General features: G+C 57.3%; 18 protein-coding genes and 4 pseudogenes. 9 read left to right on the top strand and 13 right to left on the bottom strand.

Translation table 11 applies throughout. From position 1 onward, the window contains the following. The first annotated feature begins 564 nt into the window (after positions 1-564). On the top strand, positions 565-1,731 hold the full coding sequence (locus ACVWZM_RS23600; protein ID WP_456856761.1) for an IS110 family RNA-guided transposase: 1,167 nt from the start codon (positions 565-567) through the stop codon (positions 1,729-1,731). A 36-nt stretch (positions 1,732-1,767) separates the two neighbouring features. On the opposite strand, the gene ACVWZM_RS23595 is transcribed toward ACVWZM_RS23600, so the two are convergent. After that, the gene (locus tag ACVWZM_RS23595; protein WP_456855087.1) at positions 1,768-1,941 is read right to left on the bottom strand and encodes a hypothetical protein; all 174 of its coding nucleotides are present in this window, start codon (positions 1,939-1,941) and stop codon (positions 1,768-1,770) included. A gap of 260 nt (positions 1,942-2,201) precedes the next feature. After that, positions 2,202-2,458: pseudogene (locus tag ACVWZM_RS23590) on the bottom strand (IS5/IS1182 family transposase); the annotation flags it as partial. Between the two features lie 319 nt (positions 2,459-2,777). Here ACVWZM_RS23590 and ACVWZM_RS23585 point away from each other — a divergent pair. Continuing rightward, entirely contained in the window at positions 2,778-3,296 is a 519-nt protein-coding gene (locus ACVWZM_RS23585; RefSeq protein ID WP_456855085.1) for a pilus assembly protein N-terminal domain-containing protein, read from the top strand. Between the two features lie 5 nt (positions 3,297-3,301). Here ACVWZM_RS23585 and ACVWZM_RS23580 read toward each other — a convergent pair whose 3' ends face one another. Beyond that, the gene (locus ACVWZM_RS23580) at positions 3,302-3,520 is read right to left on the bottom strand and encodes a DUF6894 family protein (RefSeq protein WP_456816479.1); all 219 of its coding nucleotides are present in this window, start codon (positions 3,518-3,520) and stop codon (positions 3,302-3,304) included. A 166-nt stretch (positions 3,521-3,686) separates the two neighbouring features. Here ACVWZM_RS23580 and ACVWZM_RS23575 point away from each other — a divergent pair, with 166 nt between their 5' ends. Together ACVWZM_RS23575 and ACVWZM_RS23570 are read left to right on the top strand one after the other, a co-directional pair. Beyond that, positions 3,687-4,220, top strand: a complete 534-nt coding sequence (locus tag ACVWZM_RS23575; protein WP_456856759.1) for a YfbU family protein — start codon at positions 3,687-3,689, stop codon at positions 4,218-4,220. 612 nt (positions 4,221-4,832) lie between these two features. Then, positions 4,833-5,003, top strand: a complete 171-nt coding sequence (locus tag ACVWZM_RS23570; protein WP_456855084.1) for a hypothetical protein — start codon at positions 4,833-4,835, stop codon at positions 5,001-5,003. 113 nt (positions 5,004-5,116) lie between these two features. Here ACVWZM_RS23570 and ACVWZM_RS23565 read toward each other — a convergent pair whose 3' ends face one another. Beyond that, complete coding sequence (locus ACVWZM_RS23565; protein WP_456707752.1) at positions 5,117-5,662, bottom strand: hypothetical protein; 546 nt, start codon at positions 5,660-5,662, stop codon at positions 5,117-5,119. A gap of 289 nt (positions 5,663-5,951) precedes the next feature. After that, positions 5,952-6,212 carry a hypothetical protein gene (locus ACVWZM_RS23560; RefSeq protein ID WP_253639201.1) on the bottom strand — a complete coding sequence of 87 codons (261 nt, stop codon included), beginning with the start codon at positions 6,210-6,212 and terminating at the stop codon, positions 5,952-5,954. Positions 6,213-6,688: 476 nt separating this feature from the next. On the opposite strand from ACVWZM_RS23560, the gene ACVWZM_RS23555 reads away from it, so the two are divergent. The 5 genes and pseudogenes from ACVWZM_RS23555 (at position 6,689) to ACVWZM_RS23535 (ending at position 11,466) form a co-directional block, all read left to right on the top strand. Further along, entirely contained in the window at positions 6,689-7,333 is a 645-nt protein-coding gene (locus tag ACVWZM_RS23555) for a recombinase family protein (RefSeq protein WP_456855081.1), read from the top strand. After that, positions 7,305-8,480: a zinc ribbon domain-containing protein gene (locus ACVWZM_RS23550; RefSeq protein ID WP_456791496.1), complete on the top strand. Its 1,176-nt coding sequence runs from the start codon at positions 7,305-7,307 to the stop codon at positions 8,478-8,480. Before ACVWZM_RS23555 ends, ACVWZM_RS23550 begins: the two co-directional genes overlap by 29 nt. A gap of 520 nt (positions 8,481-9,000) precedes the next feature. After that, a complete protein-coding gene (locus ACVWZM_RS23545) occupies positions 9,001-9,297 on the top strand; it encodes a recombinase family protein (RefSeq protein ID WP_456856757.1) in 297 nt (98 codons plus the stop codon). Continuing rightward, a pseudogene (locus ACVWZM_RS23540) lies at positions 9,296-9,575 on the top strand (IS3 family transposase); the annotation flags it as partial. The gene ACVWZM_RS23545 and the pseudogene ACVWZM_RS23540, both read left to right, overlap by 2 nt. 610 nt (positions 9,576-10,185) lie before the next feature. Then, a complete protein-coding gene (locus tag ACVWZM_RS23535; protein WP_456854778.1) occupies positions 10,186-11,466 on the top strand; it encodes an IS4 family transposase in 1,281 nt (426 codons plus the stop codon). 3 nt (positions 11,467-11,469) lie between these two features. On the opposite strand, the pseudogene ACVWZM_RS23530 reads toward ACVWZM_RS23535, so the two are convergent. The 8 genes and pseudogenes from ACVWZM_RS23530 to ACVWZM_RS23495 all read right to left on the bottom strand — a co-directional run. Then, positions 11,470-11,655 (bottom strand): annotated as a pseudogene (locus ACVWZM_RS23530) (transposase); the annotation flags it as partial. Between the two features lie 67 nt (positions 11,656-11,722). Further along, positions 11,723-11,991 (bottom strand): annotated as a pseudogene (locus tag ACVWZM_RS23525) (IS110 family transposase); the annotation flags it as partial. Between the two features lies 1 nt (position 11,992). After that, positions 11,993-13,405 carry an FAD-dependent oxidoreductase gene (locus ACVWZM_RS23520; RefSeq protein ID WP_456855079.1) on the bottom strand — a complete coding sequence of 471 codons (1,413 nt, stop codon included), beginning with the start codon at positions 13,403-13,405 and terminating at the stop codon, positions 11,993-11,995. Beyond that, positions 13,398-13,691: a (2Fe-2S)-binding protein gene (locus tag ACVWZM_RS23515; protein WP_456855078.1), complete on the bottom strand. Its 294-nt coding sequence runs from the start codon at positions 13,689-13,691 to the stop codon at positions 13,398-13,400. The genes ACVWZM_RS23520 and ACVWZM_RS23515 overlap by 8 nt, the downstream gene beginning before the upstream one ends. After that, positions 13,684-14,859 carry an NAD(P)/FAD-dependent oxidoreductase gene (locus ACVWZM_RS23510; protein WP_456855076.1) on the bottom strand — a complete coding sequence of 392 codons (1,176 nt, stop codon included), beginning with the start codon at positions 14,857-14,859 and terminating at the stop codon, positions 13,684-13,686. Before ACVWZM_RS23510 ends, ACVWZM_RS23515 begins: the two co-directional genes overlap by 8 nt. Further along, positions 14,852-15,787: a dihydrodipicolinate synthase family protein gene (locus ACVWZM_RS23505; RefSeq protein ID WP_456855074.1), complete on the bottom strand. Its 936-nt coding sequence runs from the start codon at positions 15,785-15,787 to the stop codon at positions 14,852-14,854. Before ACVWZM_RS23505 ends, ACVWZM_RS23510 begins: the two co-directional genes overlap by 8 nt. Before the next feature lie 248 nt (positions 15,788-16,035). Beyond that, positions 16,036-16,290 carry a hypothetical protein gene (locus tag ACVWZM_RS23500; RefSeq protein WP_456855072.1) on the bottom strand — a complete coding sequence of 85 codons (255 nt, stop codon included), beginning with the start codon at positions 16,288-16,290 and terminating at the stop codon, positions 16,036-16,038. A 303-nt stretch (positions 16,291-16,593) separates the two neighbouring features. After that, the gene (locus ACVWZM_RS23495; RefSeq protein WP_456855070.1) at positions 16,594-17,619 is read right to left on the bottom strand and encodes a hypothetical protein; all 1,026 of its coding nucleotides are present in this window, start codon (positions 17,617-17,619) and stop codon (positions 16,594-16,596) included. Positions 17,620-17,651: the final 32 nt, after the last annotated feature.

Genomic DNA, 17,651 nt, shown 5'->3' with positions numbered 1-17,651 from the left:
ACCGTGCTCCTCCCGGTATTCCCGGTTGGCTCAGTGACGCCGGCAGGATAACGCAACCCCTTTGCTCCACGGCCATTACAGCCGCTTCGTCACTATTACGGGTTGCTCCGCCCCATTGCGTCAGGTTCCCACGTTCCGTGTTGAAGCCTGTGACGAGATCATGCCGCCTATGCACCGGCTGCCGCGTGGGCCGTAAACAGGCTCCGCCCACACTCCTCCGAGCGCTACTACCCCACGCCCGTTTTGACAGCGTCTTGAACCCATTTCGATACGTCATCGGCGGTTCGCTTGCACTCATCTTCTTGTCACTTACCTGACGGTTTCATTCACCGCCTTTTTCCTCATCGCTCACCACCGCGCCTTTTGAACGCGGCAGCATGAGGTGGTTTGAAGCCCGCCCCTGCAGGCCGGCTCCGGGAGGCCAAACTCCCATCTTCAACACAGCATCACCGGCGTCGCCGCCGGTGTTCGTGGCACACGGTAATAGATCCCATGGGTGGATGGCAGCCGGCATTTTTGCAGAATGTTGTTGCCCAAGTAATCATCCGGAACCGGAAGGTGACCATGCATACAGCCGCACAATCCTCACAGCCGACCGTTATACGCACCAATCTTGGTGCGATTTTTGTGTCATTGGAACTCAGTCGCTCAACCTGGTTGATCACATCGTTGTCGCCGGGGAGCAGTGAGAAGATGTCGAAGCATTCTGTCCTTGCCGGGGACGTACCCGGACTGTTCGCGCTATTTTCGAAGCTTAGCGAGAAAAGCCGTATCAAGACCGGGCACACCTGTCCGATGATCACCATTCAGGAGGCCGGTCTTGACGGCTTCTGGATTCATCGGGTCCTTGAGAAGGAAGGAATCGAAAGCCACGTCGTGGACCCAGCCTCAATTGCGGCGCCACGCCGAAGTAGGCGAGCTAAGACGGATCGGATTGACGGTGAGGCATTGCTGCGAACGCTGATGGCTTATAAACGGGGCGAGCCGCGCGTGTGTGCCATGGCGCGCCCTCCGTCTCCAGAGGAAGAGGATCGGCGGCGGATTTGCCGCGAGCGGAAGGCGCTGATCGTTGAGCGCGTCGCTCATGTCAATCGCATCAAGGGCCTCTTGTTCGCACAAGGGATTACGAATTACGGGCCGCTACGCCAGGATCGGCGAGAGCGGCTTGCTGAACTGCGAACCGGTGATGGCCGTGCGCTACCTGCACATATGCAAGCCCAGATACGCCGTGAGTTGGATCGACTTGAACTTCTGCTCGAACAGATCAAGGCGGTCGAGGCCGAACGCGACACGCTCATCGCAGTACAAGCCGCCGCGGCAACACCTTCGCCAGTCACGATGCTGCTTCAGTTAAAGGGGATCGGCACCGAGTGTGCCGCCATCCTATGGTCGGAGGGACTGTTCCGACATTTTGACAACCGTCGCCAGGTTGCCGCTTATGCTGGGCTGGCGCCGACGCCCTGGCAGAGCGGGTCCATCGATCGAGAGCAAGGCGTCTCGAAAGCAGGCAATCCGAGATTGCGAGCGACGTTGATCCAGATGGCATGGCTGTGGCTGCGGCATCAACCCAAATCAGTGCTGACCCACTGGTTCAATGAACGCGTCCAGCGCAATAGCGGTCGGCTGAAGAAATCGACCATCGTGGCACTGGCGCGCAAGTTGCTTGTCGCGCTCTGGAAGTACGCGACATCCGGCGTCCTCATCGAGGGAGCAATCATGAAGAGCGCCTAATCCGCTCAAGCTATCGCTAAAGCCACCAGGGTTCAGTCAAACCCTGGTGGCCCAGGTCGACGAGCCGAAGAACCCCATGGCGAAATGCCGATTTAATAGAATGGTCTCGTCATCCTGAGCCCTGCCCGCCGCAAGCGGGATATTGGTGCGGCCGTCATGAGCGGCGACCGAATGTGAGGTGGACCAGGCTCGGCAGTCGAGCCGCGTCATGCAGTCGGGCCTTGGAACTTGGAAACCGATCGATTTGACTTTGCGCTTCGCGAGGAGAGAAGCAGTCCGCTTACACCCAACCATAAAAGCTTGATGGCGTGCTCGATCAAGTCAAGGCCGAGCCGCTTCGCGGCGTCCCTTCGGGCCGGCCTTGACTTGATCTGCGCGCGCCATCCAAGAGCGCATGTGGTCGGGACGAAAAGGTGGCTCCAGTCAAACAAAAAGGTGCATCTTGTCTTGACACCCAATTCCCCATGTGAGGGGTTCTCGATCCAGCGAGCGCACAGCACCTCATCTGACAGGTTGTGCATGTGCTTCACAATGAACAGGCTCGCCACTAGCCGCCTCGGCAAGCCCGGCTGTCCCGACCCTGCTTGGGACACCGAACTGAAGCGCTCATTCAGGATGTTCCAGTCGATCAGCGCTTCCAACCGCACCAGCGGATGACCATGTCGATGATCTGATCGAGCGCAGGAAGCAACAGGTCTTTCTGGCGATCATCCCGCGGCTTGCTCATCGCATTCCCCAATGTCGACGACGCCGTCAGGGAATCACGAATCGCCCAAAAGCAAAATCCCGAAACGCAAGAAAGCGAGGTCCAACACCCCGCCTTCCTGCAAATCGAATACCACATCAGGACCAATTCTGCTCATTTCTCAGGTCAATCCGCATTCTTCACGGCCGACCCCTGAAGCCAATACCCCCTCCCGCGCCACCCGCGATCAACAGGGAGGTCTGCGGGATCGCCCCAAGGTCGGGAAACTACGGGAATACAACCGTCTCGCTCGATCACTGGTTGCGGCATACCCTCTCCACATTTCAGGGAGTGGCTTTCAATGAAACGATTTGCTTTGCTTTCAGTATTCATGCTGCTGTGCGAAGCCGCGCTTGCTCAGCCGCCAGTTGAGGTTACCTCCGACGACACGATAGAACTCGCCCCGGGGCAGACCAAGGTTGTATCGTTCGACCAGTCTATCAGTGAAATCAAAGTAGCTGCCGGCGAAACAATCGCCAAAATCAGGCCGATGACCGACAAGACCTTTGTCATCGAGGGGGCGGGCTCTGGCGAAACGCTCGCAATAGCTTATGGAGCGGGCGGCAGGGAAATTCACCGTTTCAATATCGGTGTCGCCGGCCATTTAGTGAAGGTGTACGGGCAGAAGCCACCTATTACTGGCGTCGGCAAGCCTGGGCGGGAATACGATAGCTACCTCTGCACTGGCACACTGGTTGCGGGCGCGTCAATCCGGATCTCCCCTCAGGAGGCCCGTCTGCCGTCATCTTCACCGATACCCATCAAGACAAGGACGGTAACTCCCGCAGCGTTACCAAGGAATATCGCTAAGCTTTGGTGATGTGCCTACACCCCACAAACCCCATACCGCGCGATGTTCGCGCCTTCGCCATCAACCACCCTTACGACCGTGCCGCTGGCGTGATCGTACTCGGGATCGCTTCCGATATCTCGAGCAACACGGGCACCGTATTGCTCCGCGAGATCTGCCGAGCCGAACATTTCACCCTCCTCGTCTGGGTGTAGATGCCCGTTGTGAATGATCGGGAAATAATAGCGCCGCATAGCAATGGCCCTTGTCCGTTAGCGGCGATCATGCGCCTATCTCAGGTCAGGACGTACTGTCTAAAGTGACAGGGTGGTTGCAACCACCATTCTTGGGCGCTTTTGGCGCAAACAGGCTTCGGTAGTCTCCGCGATCATTCCGGCGCGGAGACCTGTTTCCGTGAAGATGACCGATGGTGAAAAGCTAATCGCCCTAATGCTCGCGGATATCTCGAAACGCCTGCAAGGCAAACCTGAAGTTGATCCAGACTTTGTCGCGCACACAATCTATGCCGATCAACTATGGGGCTTCGATTGGCAATTCAGTGGCATTCCTTTTGAGCGATCAGAGAAGCCCAATCCAGTCGTCACGGAAACGGTTGAGATCCTGGAAATGTTCAGCTCGACCATGTACCAGTTTCAGCGGTTGGACCAATCAGAGCGAAAGCAGGTGCGTGACGATCTTGGGTACACCGCGCATGGGCTCGACATCTTCCCGGGCTTTGACAGCAATCATGACCCTCATTACGGAGTTGCGAATTACCTCGTCCAGGATCTGCATCGCTTCAAGGATGTTCCGGGCGCCTCGAACAACTCGCATACGCAGACATCCCTACCGCGATATCGGAAGATGCTGAAGGCTTATTTGCCGATGCGCACAAAGCTCAGCGCGGGCCGGTTTTCAAAAGAGGATATCATTGCCATCTTCAACGGGGGTTAAAGCGCGTGAGCGCACGTCGAAAGGTGCGCGCTGGAGATCGCGAGAACCGACCTTGGGCATTGTGCCACAGCGTCCCCACTACGTTGGGGTACCAGAGTCACACCGATAAAGCCACTTATCAGGTTCAGCAATTTGGATCGAAAATGATAGGCGAACTAGGTATCCTCAGTACGATTTTGGGATCAGCTCTCGCCTTGTACACACGTCGGCATAGATCAAATGTCTTAGAGGCATGCGCTGGCGCGCTGCTAATTGTTGGCCTCATCTGCTTTGGTGCATCACTGCCCGAGCGACCGGCCCTTCCCCGGAAAGTTACGGAGTGAAGTTGCTCTCTTTACGATAGACAGCCGTTGATTGCGGCAGTAGTTTGATTGCTATTTTAGAACGTGAGAGTTTCTTAGGGGCTGGGGGGTGGCAACTGCCGTTTCCTCAAGCGTGTTTGTGCACCTCAAAGCCCGAACGAACTTTTGGTGCGTGATGCTGCTCTACATCTTTGCACACATCATGATCGAGTCTTGGTTTGGCTTCTGGCTCACCGCAGCCCGGCGCCTCAGCCGAGGAGCTTTTTAGCCCGTGCCGAAGCTTCTTTTCTAGGTGCAATTGGAGGCCGTCTTGGAATTGGCTGCACAAAGGTTCATCGTTCGTCAGGGCACCGTCGGCTGGATGGTTTACGATCGAGAACGCAAGGGGCCGGCTCTTTTAAGGAACGGCACCTGGGCCGAGAAACTGTCGAAGGAAGAGGCTGAACGAATAAAGTTTGTGCTTGCGAACCACGCCTCCTGAGCGGCCGTTAACCGTCGCAGAGACGCATTCGGAGTACCGGACTCACCCGGATAGCGAAGACGTGCCCCCTACTCCATACCTGTGGGGCCAGGATTTTGCCATTCCTCCTGGGGCTAGAACCAACGCCGTCCGCGTGTATTTTTAGCGGGCGGCGTTGGGCTGTTTTGTACTTTCCGCGAGCCTTGCGCCTCCTCCACCTCCAAGAGGCACACGTGCAGTGTCATCGGGCGCATGTTGCCGTCCAACAGGACGCGCACCCTTGTCCTAGTCGTGCCAAGACCAACGATGAGGCCGCGTCGTCGCTTCAATTTTGAACCGGCCCAGCGCGCTACTATCACGCGAGACCCGACGGTCATTGCATCATTGGCACGCGAAAACTGGATCGGAGCAACAGGTCGGTCGGCAATCGGTAATCTCTCCGCTAGACGTGACCCGCCGCCCTCCCGCTCGAGATCATCAGTCACTCGCTTTGCGGACTTGAACCATTTCGGTGGCAGGCCCAGCAGGTAACCGCGCCGTCTGAGATCCTGACAAGTTTTGTTCAGGGCCTCCGCGATGACTTCCTCCGGAGTTTGCTTCCCTACCAAATGCCAGAAGAGCTCGTCCTGCTCGCGCGTCCATCCTTCGGAGTTTTCGCTCATCACCAGCAATCGGGTCATTGAAAAGCAGGTTTGCATAGAACGAGAGCGTCTATTGCCCCGTGTGACCGACGCCTGCGGCTGAACATAGAAAAGCGTGCGGGCGCCTGTGATTGGTCGTTCGCACGCCGACAACCAGCTTAGCACTCACGAGGGTCATTCGATAAGCGACCAAGCCATGCATGGCTCAGCAACCCGCGTGCCAGAGAGAAAAGCTGTACACTATCAGAGCGTGCCAACTAACTGCTCGAGCGGCTTGCGGACATACATGTCGTTGACCCGACGCGGTTGAACGAGATCCGACGCCGAACTAATGGCGCTTGGGACGTGAGATGATTGGACCAACCTCTTCATCGCTTACAACTATAAACTCACCGGGCTTCACGCCCAACATTTGCAACTGCCCCTCTTCGATCGGGCAGTTGAGCATTGCGGCCTTGGCGCCACTGTCCTCTATAATCATTTTCACGGCTTCCGCCGGGTCTGCGATCGCGACCGCATAAGTTATGTGCCTGTACTCACCGTCGTCGCCCTCCTTGAAAAAAGCGACTGTTACTATCCAACCATCCATCTTGCTGCGCTCCGGGAGGCGACACCTATGCACCTATGAGCTAACGAGCCTCTGCAATTCCGTAGCCATGTGACACACCAACCGAACGCGGCGGCGCCGCGCACTCCACAACTCCAGCATTGAACGAAGCGCGCCACTCCGGGAACGCGGCAAGCCACAGACTGGCACGCTGCGTTCCCCAACCTGACACAGCAAATCCAAGGCCGGCACCTATTCGTTTGAGTAGGCGCCGGCAAGGATGCGGATTCCGACGAAGTCGCCCGGGTGTACCGATATGAAGTCGCTCGGGGATTCCGAGACGATGTCGCCCACCTTTCCAATTTGATCTCGCCCGGTGACGAGGCGTTCTGGCGGTAGCTTCTCTGGCATTTGGCGAGCTGCGTGGTCAACCTGGAATCGCGGCTTGAACTTCTTCTGCTTCTGTTGCGGTTGCTGTGATGGGGTGGACGCCCCCTCGACGGCATCGATGTGCCAAAGTGAAGGGTGTTGACTGGCATCAGCTTCTCGAACTGTGCTCGGTGTTCGGCGTCCTCATTGCGGATGGTGAGCGGCTTTACGATCCGCGAGCCTACCACGACCGCCTGCTGTTGGGATTGTCCGGTATCATGAGCGAGGCGGAGTTGCATCAGCTTCGGATGCGTCTTCACCAAGGGGAGCGTCAGAAGGCGGCACGGGGCGAACTGCGGCTGCCCCTGCCGGCCGGGCTCGCCTACGATCGGGCGGGTACGATTGTTCTCAATCCCGACGAGGAGGTGCAGGCCCGTCTTCATCTTGTATTTGCCAAATTCCGGGAACTGCAAAGCGCTCGCCGTGTGATGCGTTACCTGGGCAGGAACGGATTGTCCTTGCCGGTTCGACCGCTACTTGGGCCATCTCCACACGAGGTCGTCTGGCGTGCGTCAGAGAGTGGACGCGTCCTTAGTATCCTGCAAAATCCAGCCTATGCTGGGGCGTATGTTTATGGTCGCCGGCAAAAAGGATCTGAGCCGATGCCAGCCTGGATCGTTGACGGGAACGGTCAAGGTAGCGATCGCCGATTGGCCGGTTTGCCTCCGCGCCGCTCACACGGGTTATATCAGCTGGGAGGAGTTCATGGCCAACCAGCGCCGACTGGCAGATAACGTCGCCCACTTTGAGGCAGGGCACGCTGGCGTGCCGCGCAAAGGGGCGGCCCTGCTACAAGGGATTGCGGTCTGCGGCCGTTGCGGACGGCGCATGAGCTTGCGCTACTCGGGGCCGAATGGCGACTATCCGGTGTATTGCTGCCGCTCGGATCGGGACCAGCAAGGCAGTGCACTGTGCCAGGAAGTCCGGGCCTTGGCGGTTGATGCTCTGGTCGAGAGGGTGGTCCTCGACGCCCTGATGCCGGATCAGATTGCAATCGCACTCGCGGCGGCGGGCCAACTGGAGCAGGAGAGCCGTCAGCTCGAGCGCCAGTGGGCGCTTCGCGTGGAGCGCGCTCGCTACGAGGCCGAGCGCGCTCGGCGTCAGTATGACGCCGTCGAGCCCGAGAACCGTCTTGTGGCGCGCTCGCTTGAGCGGGTTTGGGAAGATAAGCTTCGTGTTGTCGAGGCGGTTGAGCAGGAGCATGCGCGCTGGCGCGCGCAAGAGCCGCTTCTGATCGGCTCGGCGGAACGCGCGGGGCTACAAGCGCTCGGCGAGAATCTGCCGCGGATTTGGAATGCGGCCACCACGTCGGCGGCCGATCGCAAGCGCATTCTGCAATTTGTCATCAGCGAAGTCGTTCTTGATCAGAAGCGGACCCGAGGTCAAGTGTGGCTCAAGATCATCTGGCACACCGGCGCAACCAGCGAGCATCATGTGCAGCGGCGCGTTCACACCTACCGCGATTACATCGACATTGATCGGTTACGGCAACGGATCGCCGAGCTGAATGCCGAACACAAAATGGATGGCGAGATCGCCGCAACACTCAATCGGGAAGGCTTCGTCGCGGCTCGAGGCTGCGCCTTCAAAGGCGAGAACGTCTGGCTGTTGCGTACCCGCTGGGGCATTCCAACCGTCAAACTCAACGGCACCGACAAGAATCCGATGCGCTGGCCCGACGGTAGCTTCTCGATTCAGGGCGCTGCGGCTGAGCTTGGAGTAACCCCGCAAACGGTGTTCGATTATCTCGCGCGCGGATTGCTGGCCGGTCATCAGTTAACCAAAGGCCAGCCATGGCAGATCGAGCTCTCAGATGAACAAATCAGTCAGCTTCGCAATCGGGTACGACGCACTAAGCGGTCGAAGAAGGAGGCATCATGAAGGCATCGGTTCGCCGATCACGTCAGAGTACCCGCCTACGTCGTTGTCGCGCTGCCGGACGGCAGGCCCAGGGCGGCTCGGATCGCGTCGACGGATCTTGCCGAGGCGATTACTTCTGCCCGAACGCCGTCGATTTGCCGCGCATCAGTGCACGTACGCTGATCCCATTGATGCAACATTTGAGCGCGAGTCTGGGCCTTCTCGACAAGAAGGTGATTCGCGATGACCCACCGACCGCTTCCAGGTCGCGTTGCGTATCGCCCCCTACCGACATTGGCAAGTCCACCTGGCCGTCCGATGGCCGACATTCCGCGCCTGTGGCCGAATCTGTCGACCGCGACGCAAACCCAGATCGCTCAAATCCTCGCGACGCTGCTGCGGCGATTGCAAGCGGTTCCTAGCAGGCCCGGAAGGGGACTGGGTCGTGCTGATCAGCTTGAACGTCGCTGACGAGCGGCTCACGACTGCGCACCGAGCCAAGTTGGCCTATGTCTACGTGCGGTAGTCATCCGTGAACCAGATGCGCCAGCACCAGGAGAGCACGGAGCTGCAGTACCGCCTCGTCGATCGCGCCACCGGACTAGGCTGGCCGCCGGAGCGCGTGCAGGTCATTGCCGAGGACCTGGGCAAATCCGGTGCTGGCGGTGTGGATCGTCATGGTTTCCAGAAGCTCATTGCCGAGATCGGCCTTGGCAACGCCGGTCTCGTGGTGAGCCTCGACGCTTCGCGCTTGGCCCGCAACAATCGGGACTGGCATCAGCTTCGCGAACTGTGCTCGGTATTCGGCGTGCTCATTGCGGATGGCGAGCGGCTTTAAGTACACCGAGCGTCTGGCTGAAGCTGGCGTCGAACCTTCCGTCGGCAGCGTCGGAGATTCCTATGACAACGCTCTCGCCGAAACTATCTCTCTACAAGGCCAAGGTGATCCATCGGCGCGGGCCAAGGCGAAGCTTCGAGGCCGTCGGGTTCGCCACCCTGGAATGGGTCGACTGGTTCAACAATCGGCGGCTCCTGGAGCCCATCGGAAACATCCCGCCCGCCGAAGCCGAACAACGCTACTATGCCATGCTGGAACAATCCGCCATGGCGGCATAACTTAAACCAATTGGCCTCCGGCAAACCCGGGGCGGTTCACCAGCACCGTCATCCAACTGCCGACATTGGTAGGTTGTCGCCCACCTTCTCACATGAGAGCGTGTCTGTTATGGCTCGACACGTTGCCGCGCCACTCTCTGTGGCTTTTACTGAAGCCCAGACTTGAGACGAGAAGCTCGATCACCCGGAGATTGACATGAAGAGCGCAACTGCAGACACGCCTAAGCGGCCATTGCGGCCCGATACAACTGACCTCCCCTTGCCGGTGCTGCCACCTCCCACTATTGAGGGAGAGAAGGCCCCTTTCCCTAACGACAGCGCTAGCCAGGGCTACCTTTAAGATCATTCGTCACCTTTCAATTACCCACATTTGACGTCGGATTTGAGCGAGGCGCGGCGGGCGAAATCTTGAATCGGCAGAATCTGTTGTGATTCATTGTTGAGCACCTGATTCGGAAGTGGGGTGCTCGATGGGGTTGGTGAAGGAACGCGCGGAGACGCGTGCTCAGCGATTGACGACCGGTATCGAGACGTGGGTTGATCGAAGCTGCGGGATGATGAGCGGCTTGGTCGCCGGTTCTGCAAATTGCTCGCACAAGTCGGGAGCGACATGGGTCAAAGCATCCCGTTGGTTTGTCAGGACTGGGCCAACACGAAGGCCGCCTATCGCTTCTTCTCCAATGAGCGGGTCAATGAGGCGGATATTCTTTGCGGTCATTTCGAGGCGACGCGCGGGCGCGTAGCGGCGACGGAGGGACCGATCCTCGTCCTCCATGACACGACGGAATTCAGCTTCAAGCGCGAGAAGCCGGATCTGATCGGCTTTACGGGCAAGACGGCAGGACGCACACAGTGCGGCATCCTGATGCATTCTAGTCTCGCCGTGACGACCGAGGGGCTTCCGCTCGGACTGTCGGCAATCAAGTTCTGGACCCGCAAGAAGTTCAAGGGGACGACGGCGCTGAAGCGAAAGATCAATCCGACACGGGTGCCGATCGAGCAGAAGGAGAGCATCCGCTGGCTCGGGAATTTACGGCAATCGACCGACCTTCTCGCTGCTCCTGGACGATGCGTTCATATTGGTGATCGCGAGAGCGACATCTATGAGCTGTTTTGCCTGGCCGAGGAGGTCGGAACGCATTTCCTGGTGCGAACCTGTGTTGATCGGCTTGCCGGGGACGGCAATCATACAATTGCCGACGAAATGGACGAGGTGACGATCAAGGGTCTACATCGGATCAAGGTCAAGGACGACAAAGGCGATCCCGACGACGCCGTTCTTGAGATCAGGTACCGCAAGATACGCGTCCTGCCGCCGATCGGCAAACAGACGAAATATCCCGCACTCACTCTGACCGTGATCCATGCTCAGGAGCGGGGAAGGCCGAAGCGGCGAAAGAAAATCGAGTGGAAGCTCCTCACCGATCTCCCGGTCCGATCGCGCAAGGACGCCATCAATAAGATCGACTGGTATGCCTTGAGGTGGAAGATCGAAGTCTTCCATAAGATCCTCAAATCGGGCTGCAAAGCAGAGGACTCAAAATTGCGAACTGCTGAGCGTCTGGTCAATCTGGTCGCGGTCTTCTGCATTGTGAGTTGGCGCGTCTTCTGGATGACGATGCTCAATCGCTCCTCGCCGAATGTCGTACCGCAAACGGCGCTGACAGATCCCGAAATCAGGCTTCTTGATCATTTTGTGAAAGACAGGGGTGGCGATTGCTCTCGACGAAGCACGCTCTCGCACTATGTCGTCAAGATCGCGCGGCTCGGAGGATATTTAGCCCGAGCCAACGATCCGCCTCCAGGAAATACCGTGATCTGGCGCGGACTATCGCGGCTGACCGACATCGAATTGGGAGCTGCGATCGAGGCAAAAATTATGGGTAATTGAAAGCTCAGCTTGCCGCTTACTCATCCTGCGAGCGTCGGAGATGTCCATCCCGCCATAGCGCGACCGCCACTTGTAGAACGTCGCATCGCTGATGTCGTGCTTACGGCAAAGATCGCTCGCCGACATCCCGGCGGCGTGTTCCTTCAAGACCCCGATGATCTGCTCTTCCGTGAAGCTGCCTTTACGCATCGCCTGTCTTCTCGGTGGACGACAGAACCCTAACTCAAAACCGAGGGCGTTTCAGGGGAGCAGGTCACTTCTGTTTCTGAAACCAGCGCAGATAACTCCAGCCCTTCTTGCGGGGATAGGTGCGGCCGTGCTTGGGCATGAACGCGCTCACCTGTTGTCGATGGGACCCGCAGCGCTTCAACCGCTGCCGCTCGGGCGCGAACGAGATCGCGCATCGCCTCGGGCCTTCATCGGGAACCCATATGGTGCCACCACCGTGCATTCACGGCCGAGGAACCGGATCAGGCGATAAAGACCATAGCCAGTCGGGCCGGCCTCGTAACAGAAAAGGCATCTGCTAAACATCTGATAAACCTCTGGCCGAAATTGGCTTGATCGGCACCCGAGCCGTAAACTCTCCGCACCGCTCAACGGGCTGACTTGTGGCATTGGACAGGATTTGCGCAAGTGTGTGATGACAATATCGTCCTTGACAAAAGCCCATACCAGTACGGCAGGCTAGCTTAACACTGTTGATCGAGGTCGTGTGGCTATTTCTCTCTAGAAACTTCGTGACCGCAGAACGTTTCACATCCTCGCATCGACAGATCACAGTTCCATCGCTTGCCAGATCAGACAGCGCTCTCATGTTAGGTTGAAAAAATTTCGCGACTCGATCCGAGAATTTCCGATTACGCTTCGTCTGCGACAGGTTACGGCGGATCAATCGATCATCTCGCCGCTGCGGGATCAAGTCTTGCACAATCATTAGCCCCGCGAGTTCGCCTTCAGTACGAGCGCTCGCAGCGCCGCGGATGCCCGCTGGTTCTCCCGCCACGTAGACGTTTCTCACAGTGGTACGCTGAAATCCATCATGCTTCACTATCCAGCCGCCATTTCGGCTATCCCACTGTGTTGCACAACCTATCTGGCGGCAAAGCTCGTTGGACGGAAGCGATCCGAAGCCCGTCCCGAGAATATCCGTTTCAAACACACGGTGCGCTCCGCTCGGAGTCCAATCGCGATCACAATCTGACAACGTAACGTGAGTCAGTCCCTCCTCGTTACCGCGAGCTTCGACCATAATCCTCCCGAACCGAATCGACACACGCGCTTTTGTGAGTTTGTAAAGAGAGCTAGCAGTCTCTTTAAAAATTGGGATATTTCCAGGAACGGCGAGCAATCCATCCAAGATCTCTCGAAAACGAGGGCGCGACCTCGCGATTGCAACTTCCTGTATCTCCGCACCGGCCGCGAGAAGCATATCGGCAACCAGAATAAGAAGCGGGTGTGATCCCGCCAATACGAACCGCCGCCCAAGCAAGACATTTTGGCTCCTGAGCAGCGTCTGGATCGCTCCCACCCCCATTACGCCAGGAAGCGTCCATCCCGGGAAAGCTACTGGCATTTCATAGGCGCCGGTCGCCACCAACGTCTTCCTCGCCAAGACGGTTGTTTTGTTTGTACAAACGCGGATTCGATCCTCGTCGGGAAATATGCCCCAAACTGTCTGCCTGAATCGCCAGTCTATGCGCGACTCGGCCTCCGCCTTTCTCACTAATACATCGCCAAAGGGATAGAGACGGCAAGCGGGAGAGTTCACTTGGACGGAGGGGTGCGGCGGCGGCTGTCGAAATATCTGCCCCCCTGCCCGTCCTTGCTCATCGAAAACAACGACGGATAGGTCGTTTCGACAACATTCAAGCGCTGCGGACATACCGGCCGGACCTGCACCAATGATGGCCACGTCAAAACACTTGAGATCAGCCATCAGTCTTGTCTCCGGTCTCAATGGCCATCCCGGGCTCGGCATCAATCATGCATGCCCTTATGTATGACGTCCCATTCACAGTAACCATGCAGTCGAAACAGACCCCCGTATTGCAGCATGGCGCACGCGGCTCATTGCTAACGATCGACCGACGAAAAGATCGCAGGCCGGACGCAAGGAGGGCGGCAAGCAAAGTATCACCGCGGTGGCAAACGACGGAATTGCCATTCACGGATAGTTCTATTTCCGAACCGCGTGAACCCGTGAGGTAATGCCCATTAAGCATTATTTAGACTCACGAAGCGGCCGGGATCGAAGCGCGACACATCGAGATCAACAGGCTTCTCCAAGATCTTGCTTGCAAGTACCCGCGCGTAGGTGGGCCCGAGCGTGAACGCGGATCCTCCTGTTGCAATGAAGAGATCCGAGCGGCGCGGCAAGGCTCCGACAAGAGGCAATTGATCGGCAACGAGCAAGGTTGCACCACTCCATATGCGAAGGACCGGGATCTCACCAATCCTCGGTACCACCGAAACGGCGGCGCGCAAATTGCCCTGAATCGATGAAGGCAAGATTTCGGGCGGCAGGTCCAGATCATAAACTCCGCCTGTCTCATGCAGCCGTGCGGGCCATCCCCCACCTACCAGAATGGTACCCTCGGCCGATTGATTCAATGATAGACGCCGTCCTGCATGTTGGATGAGATGCTTGATAAATGGCGCCACTTGGACCGTTGCCGCCATCATCAATCCGATCGGCACGACTGGAAGGGCAATCCCTGCCATAGCGGCGATGCGAGCCGACCAGGGACCTGCAGCAATGGCGACCTTACGCGCTAAGATTTCGCTCCCGTCGGAAAGAGTTGTCCTCCAGCGGCCCCGTTGTTGTTTCACGCCGGTCACGGTTATACCCACCCGGATCCGTGCTCCAAACTCCTCAGCAACTTTGGCAAATGCCAAAGTGGCGGCGCGCGGATTTGCCTTACCCTCTAGAGGGCAAAGCGCCGCTGCAACAATTGCCGAGCTGAGATAAGGTGCTCTCTGGCGAATCTCATCGCTCGAAAGCATTCGATTCTCCAGCCCATAACTGCGCTCGAGTTCGGTTTTTCTCTCCAGGAGCAGCGCCTGCTCGCTCGTTTCCGCAAGCATCATTCCGCCACTCTGCAAGACGCCAACATTCCCACCTATTCTAGTGCTCAGCAGGCTCCACTCCCGCGCGGCATCGAGATGTAGTGGCAGGGCCTCAGCCGCCTTCTTCGCTGCATCCAGTCCGTGCTCAATCATTCGATATTCGAGCTGGAAATGGAGGCTGCCCGCATTTCGCCCGGAGGCGTGCTGGTTCAGTTGGTCTTTCTCAACAAGACACGCGGTGCTCCCCGAACACACCAAGTAATACGCCAGTGCCGAGCCTAGCAAGCCGCCGCCGACCACTAGGCAATCGACTGTTTCAGGCATCTTCGTTCACAACCTCAATCCCGAGGCGCTGGAGCGTGTCCGCGACGCGCCGAACCTCCTCGGCAGCGAGATCAAGAAGGGGCCTGCGAACGTACCCAGCAGGGACACCCCGCAACCGCAGAGCAGTTTTGAGAATTGCCTGCGCATTACCAAATGCACCAGCATAGTCCTTGTTAAACAATTCGCGCATGATGATCCGGTCGCGCTCCCCGAGCACCACGGCTCGTTGACGGTCGCCCTCCTGAATCGCACGCCAAAAGTCCGGATGCCCGGATCCCAGGATACCGCCAGCTCCCATGAGCCCATCCGAGAGACCAAGACCCGCAATGTCCGCTCCGAGCTCGGAAGTGGGCATGTTGAAGTAACGCACTTTTCGACCCAAAACATACAGGCCGTCCAGGAAGGCGGAGAAATTTCCAGTCGAGTTTTTTATAGCAACGACGTGATCTATATCGGAGATCTCGCCAAGAGTCTCTATATCCATGTCGACGACACAACCGCGGGGCCAGTTGTATACACAAATAGGTATGTCGGTTGCGTCTGAAACGTCGCGGTAAAATTGAACAAGCTCGCACCTGTTTGGCACAACATATGGAGGCGGCGTCAGCAGAATGCCGTCCAGTCCAGCCCTCTCCGCGGCCCTGGCGTGACGAATCGCCTCATCTGCCGTGTAGGCGTTACAACCTCCCAATGTCGTGATGCGGCTATCGATACCGCGGCTGGTTTGACTAAATAGTTCACTGCGCTCGTCTTCGCTCAGACTAAACCATTCACCCGACGTGCCAGCCACTACGACACCATGCATTCGCTCGGTGACATACCAATCTAGTTCCACCGCAAAGTCGTCCCACGCGATAGATCCATTCTTGCGAAAGGGGGTGGTGATTGCAGGAATATAACCGAACCAACTCACACTATTTCTGTCCATAGCCCTTCCCAGTTCAAAGTTCTCACGGCGTCGGCAGCGCAATCGATAGGACCACTTCCGCAATCTCCTTTCCATAGTTTCTGTACGGATGCCCGGTGATCCAACCAGTGCTGCCGGCCCGATTCGAACAAAACGTCTCCCGCTCCAGTTCGAGTCGATACGGCAGCTTCTCTCAGCTTTCCTCAAGGAAGCTAAGCGCGGATAGCCACTGGCTGTACCCACCCAGAGCAACAGATCTTGATTCCAATTTACGAAGAATCCTCCTTCCAAGGCCGCGTTGATGAAAGGCGGGATCTGACCCGGATGCGCTTCAGCTCTGCGACATCACGATCAACAGCTTTCAATCCTCCCATTGCAGCGAGCCGAAAGGCAATATGCGCAATGGTAAAGTCGCCACCTGACCGAATGTATACTTTCCTGATATCGCGTAAATCATCGGCGCACGCCTCGTCCGGGCGCACCAGCATCCGCAAACGCGCTTCTATGTAGGCGCCATACAGCATCGCTATCTCCTGGTGCGAACCTACGAAAGACTACTTCGTTTTGGGACATCGACCATACGTCCCGACTATCGGACGGCTACAGGATCCCGTCACTAAAAATTGCGTCGGATCTTTATCAATACCGCGCCGTCAATAGCCGTTGACAAAGGATGGCCTCAACACACTCCTCTGCTTCGGCGCCGCTAACTGAATGGCCCGGCTCAATGGTATATTTTAACGCCGTATTACGATGCATTCGGGTGAACTGATCTAACGCACGAACACAGGATGCTCGCAGCTTTCCGATCTCGTAGCCGTGGCGTTCTACAGCGGACGAAACAGTCGCGGACCTGGGAAATGCCGCCCCCCCCCTTCTAACCAAGTTGGCTCGAGTTCACCACTCCCGTTATCTGGCACTAGCCAGCGGAATACCTCGCGAATGCAGGCTTGGGGATAGTGGTCAGATAGTCGATATATGTCCCTATAAAATTGCGGGCTCTGGTGAAAGAGTTCTTCACCCATGAGAAGAACTGAGACAGCCACCATGCGAGCAGAAAAGCGGCCGCTTGGGCCAAGCCGATTCTTGTAGGGATTTTTTACATAGTGCGCACGAAATTGCCTAAACAGATCGGGCGACATCCGCTCATGAAAGCGGGTCAGAACATAAATTGCCGAGTCAAGGTGCTTCAAGCATCGCGTAAGACATTGACGCGGATCCACGTCGATCGTATCGCGCAACTCAAGCAGAGCATCCATCGCTGATTGTAAGTCGCCCTCGATCAGTTGATGGCCCAAACAAAAATCTCGCTCCTCGACCCCGGCCGCTCCGAGACAATATAAGCGCGGGTCGCTCTGCAACGGATTCGTGAGAATGACATCTTCATAGGAGAGGACATCAATGCTGGGCTGCTGCTGACAGCTTAAGCGTGCGAGGCGGTTTAGCGAGTTGCCCACCGTCTGCTCGGCGTTTATCGGATTAAGACCCGCAAACGCCGACATCTGATACAAACAATTGACAAGATAATGGATGTCGGTCTTGGCGATGCCAAAATCGGACTGCGGTAGGCTCAGCAGCTGTGCATCATAGTCCGCCTTCGAAAGTATTGCGTTGATGCTGCGGCCAAGGAGCTGGACCGCCTCATTTGGTTGTTCACTGCATCTAATCTCCTCAACGCGGTGCGGCAGTTCATCGGTGACAAAATCGCTGAGCAGGCCAAGCGGGCGTTTTCGCTGCCGGCCAACAATGCTAACGGAGTTGTGCGAAAATAGGCTCTGCGCCGGATGCGGCGACTGCTCGCGAGTGGAAATGGAGAAATTCGCGGTGAGCTGAACGGGTGGGTTGGTATTCATCTGGTCTGCCTCCGGGGTGCATATACTCAGCA

It is taken from the genome of Bradyrhizobium sp. USDA 4501 (assembly GCF_054062115.1).
This window is presented reverse-complemented; position numbering and strand designations above follow the sequence as displayed.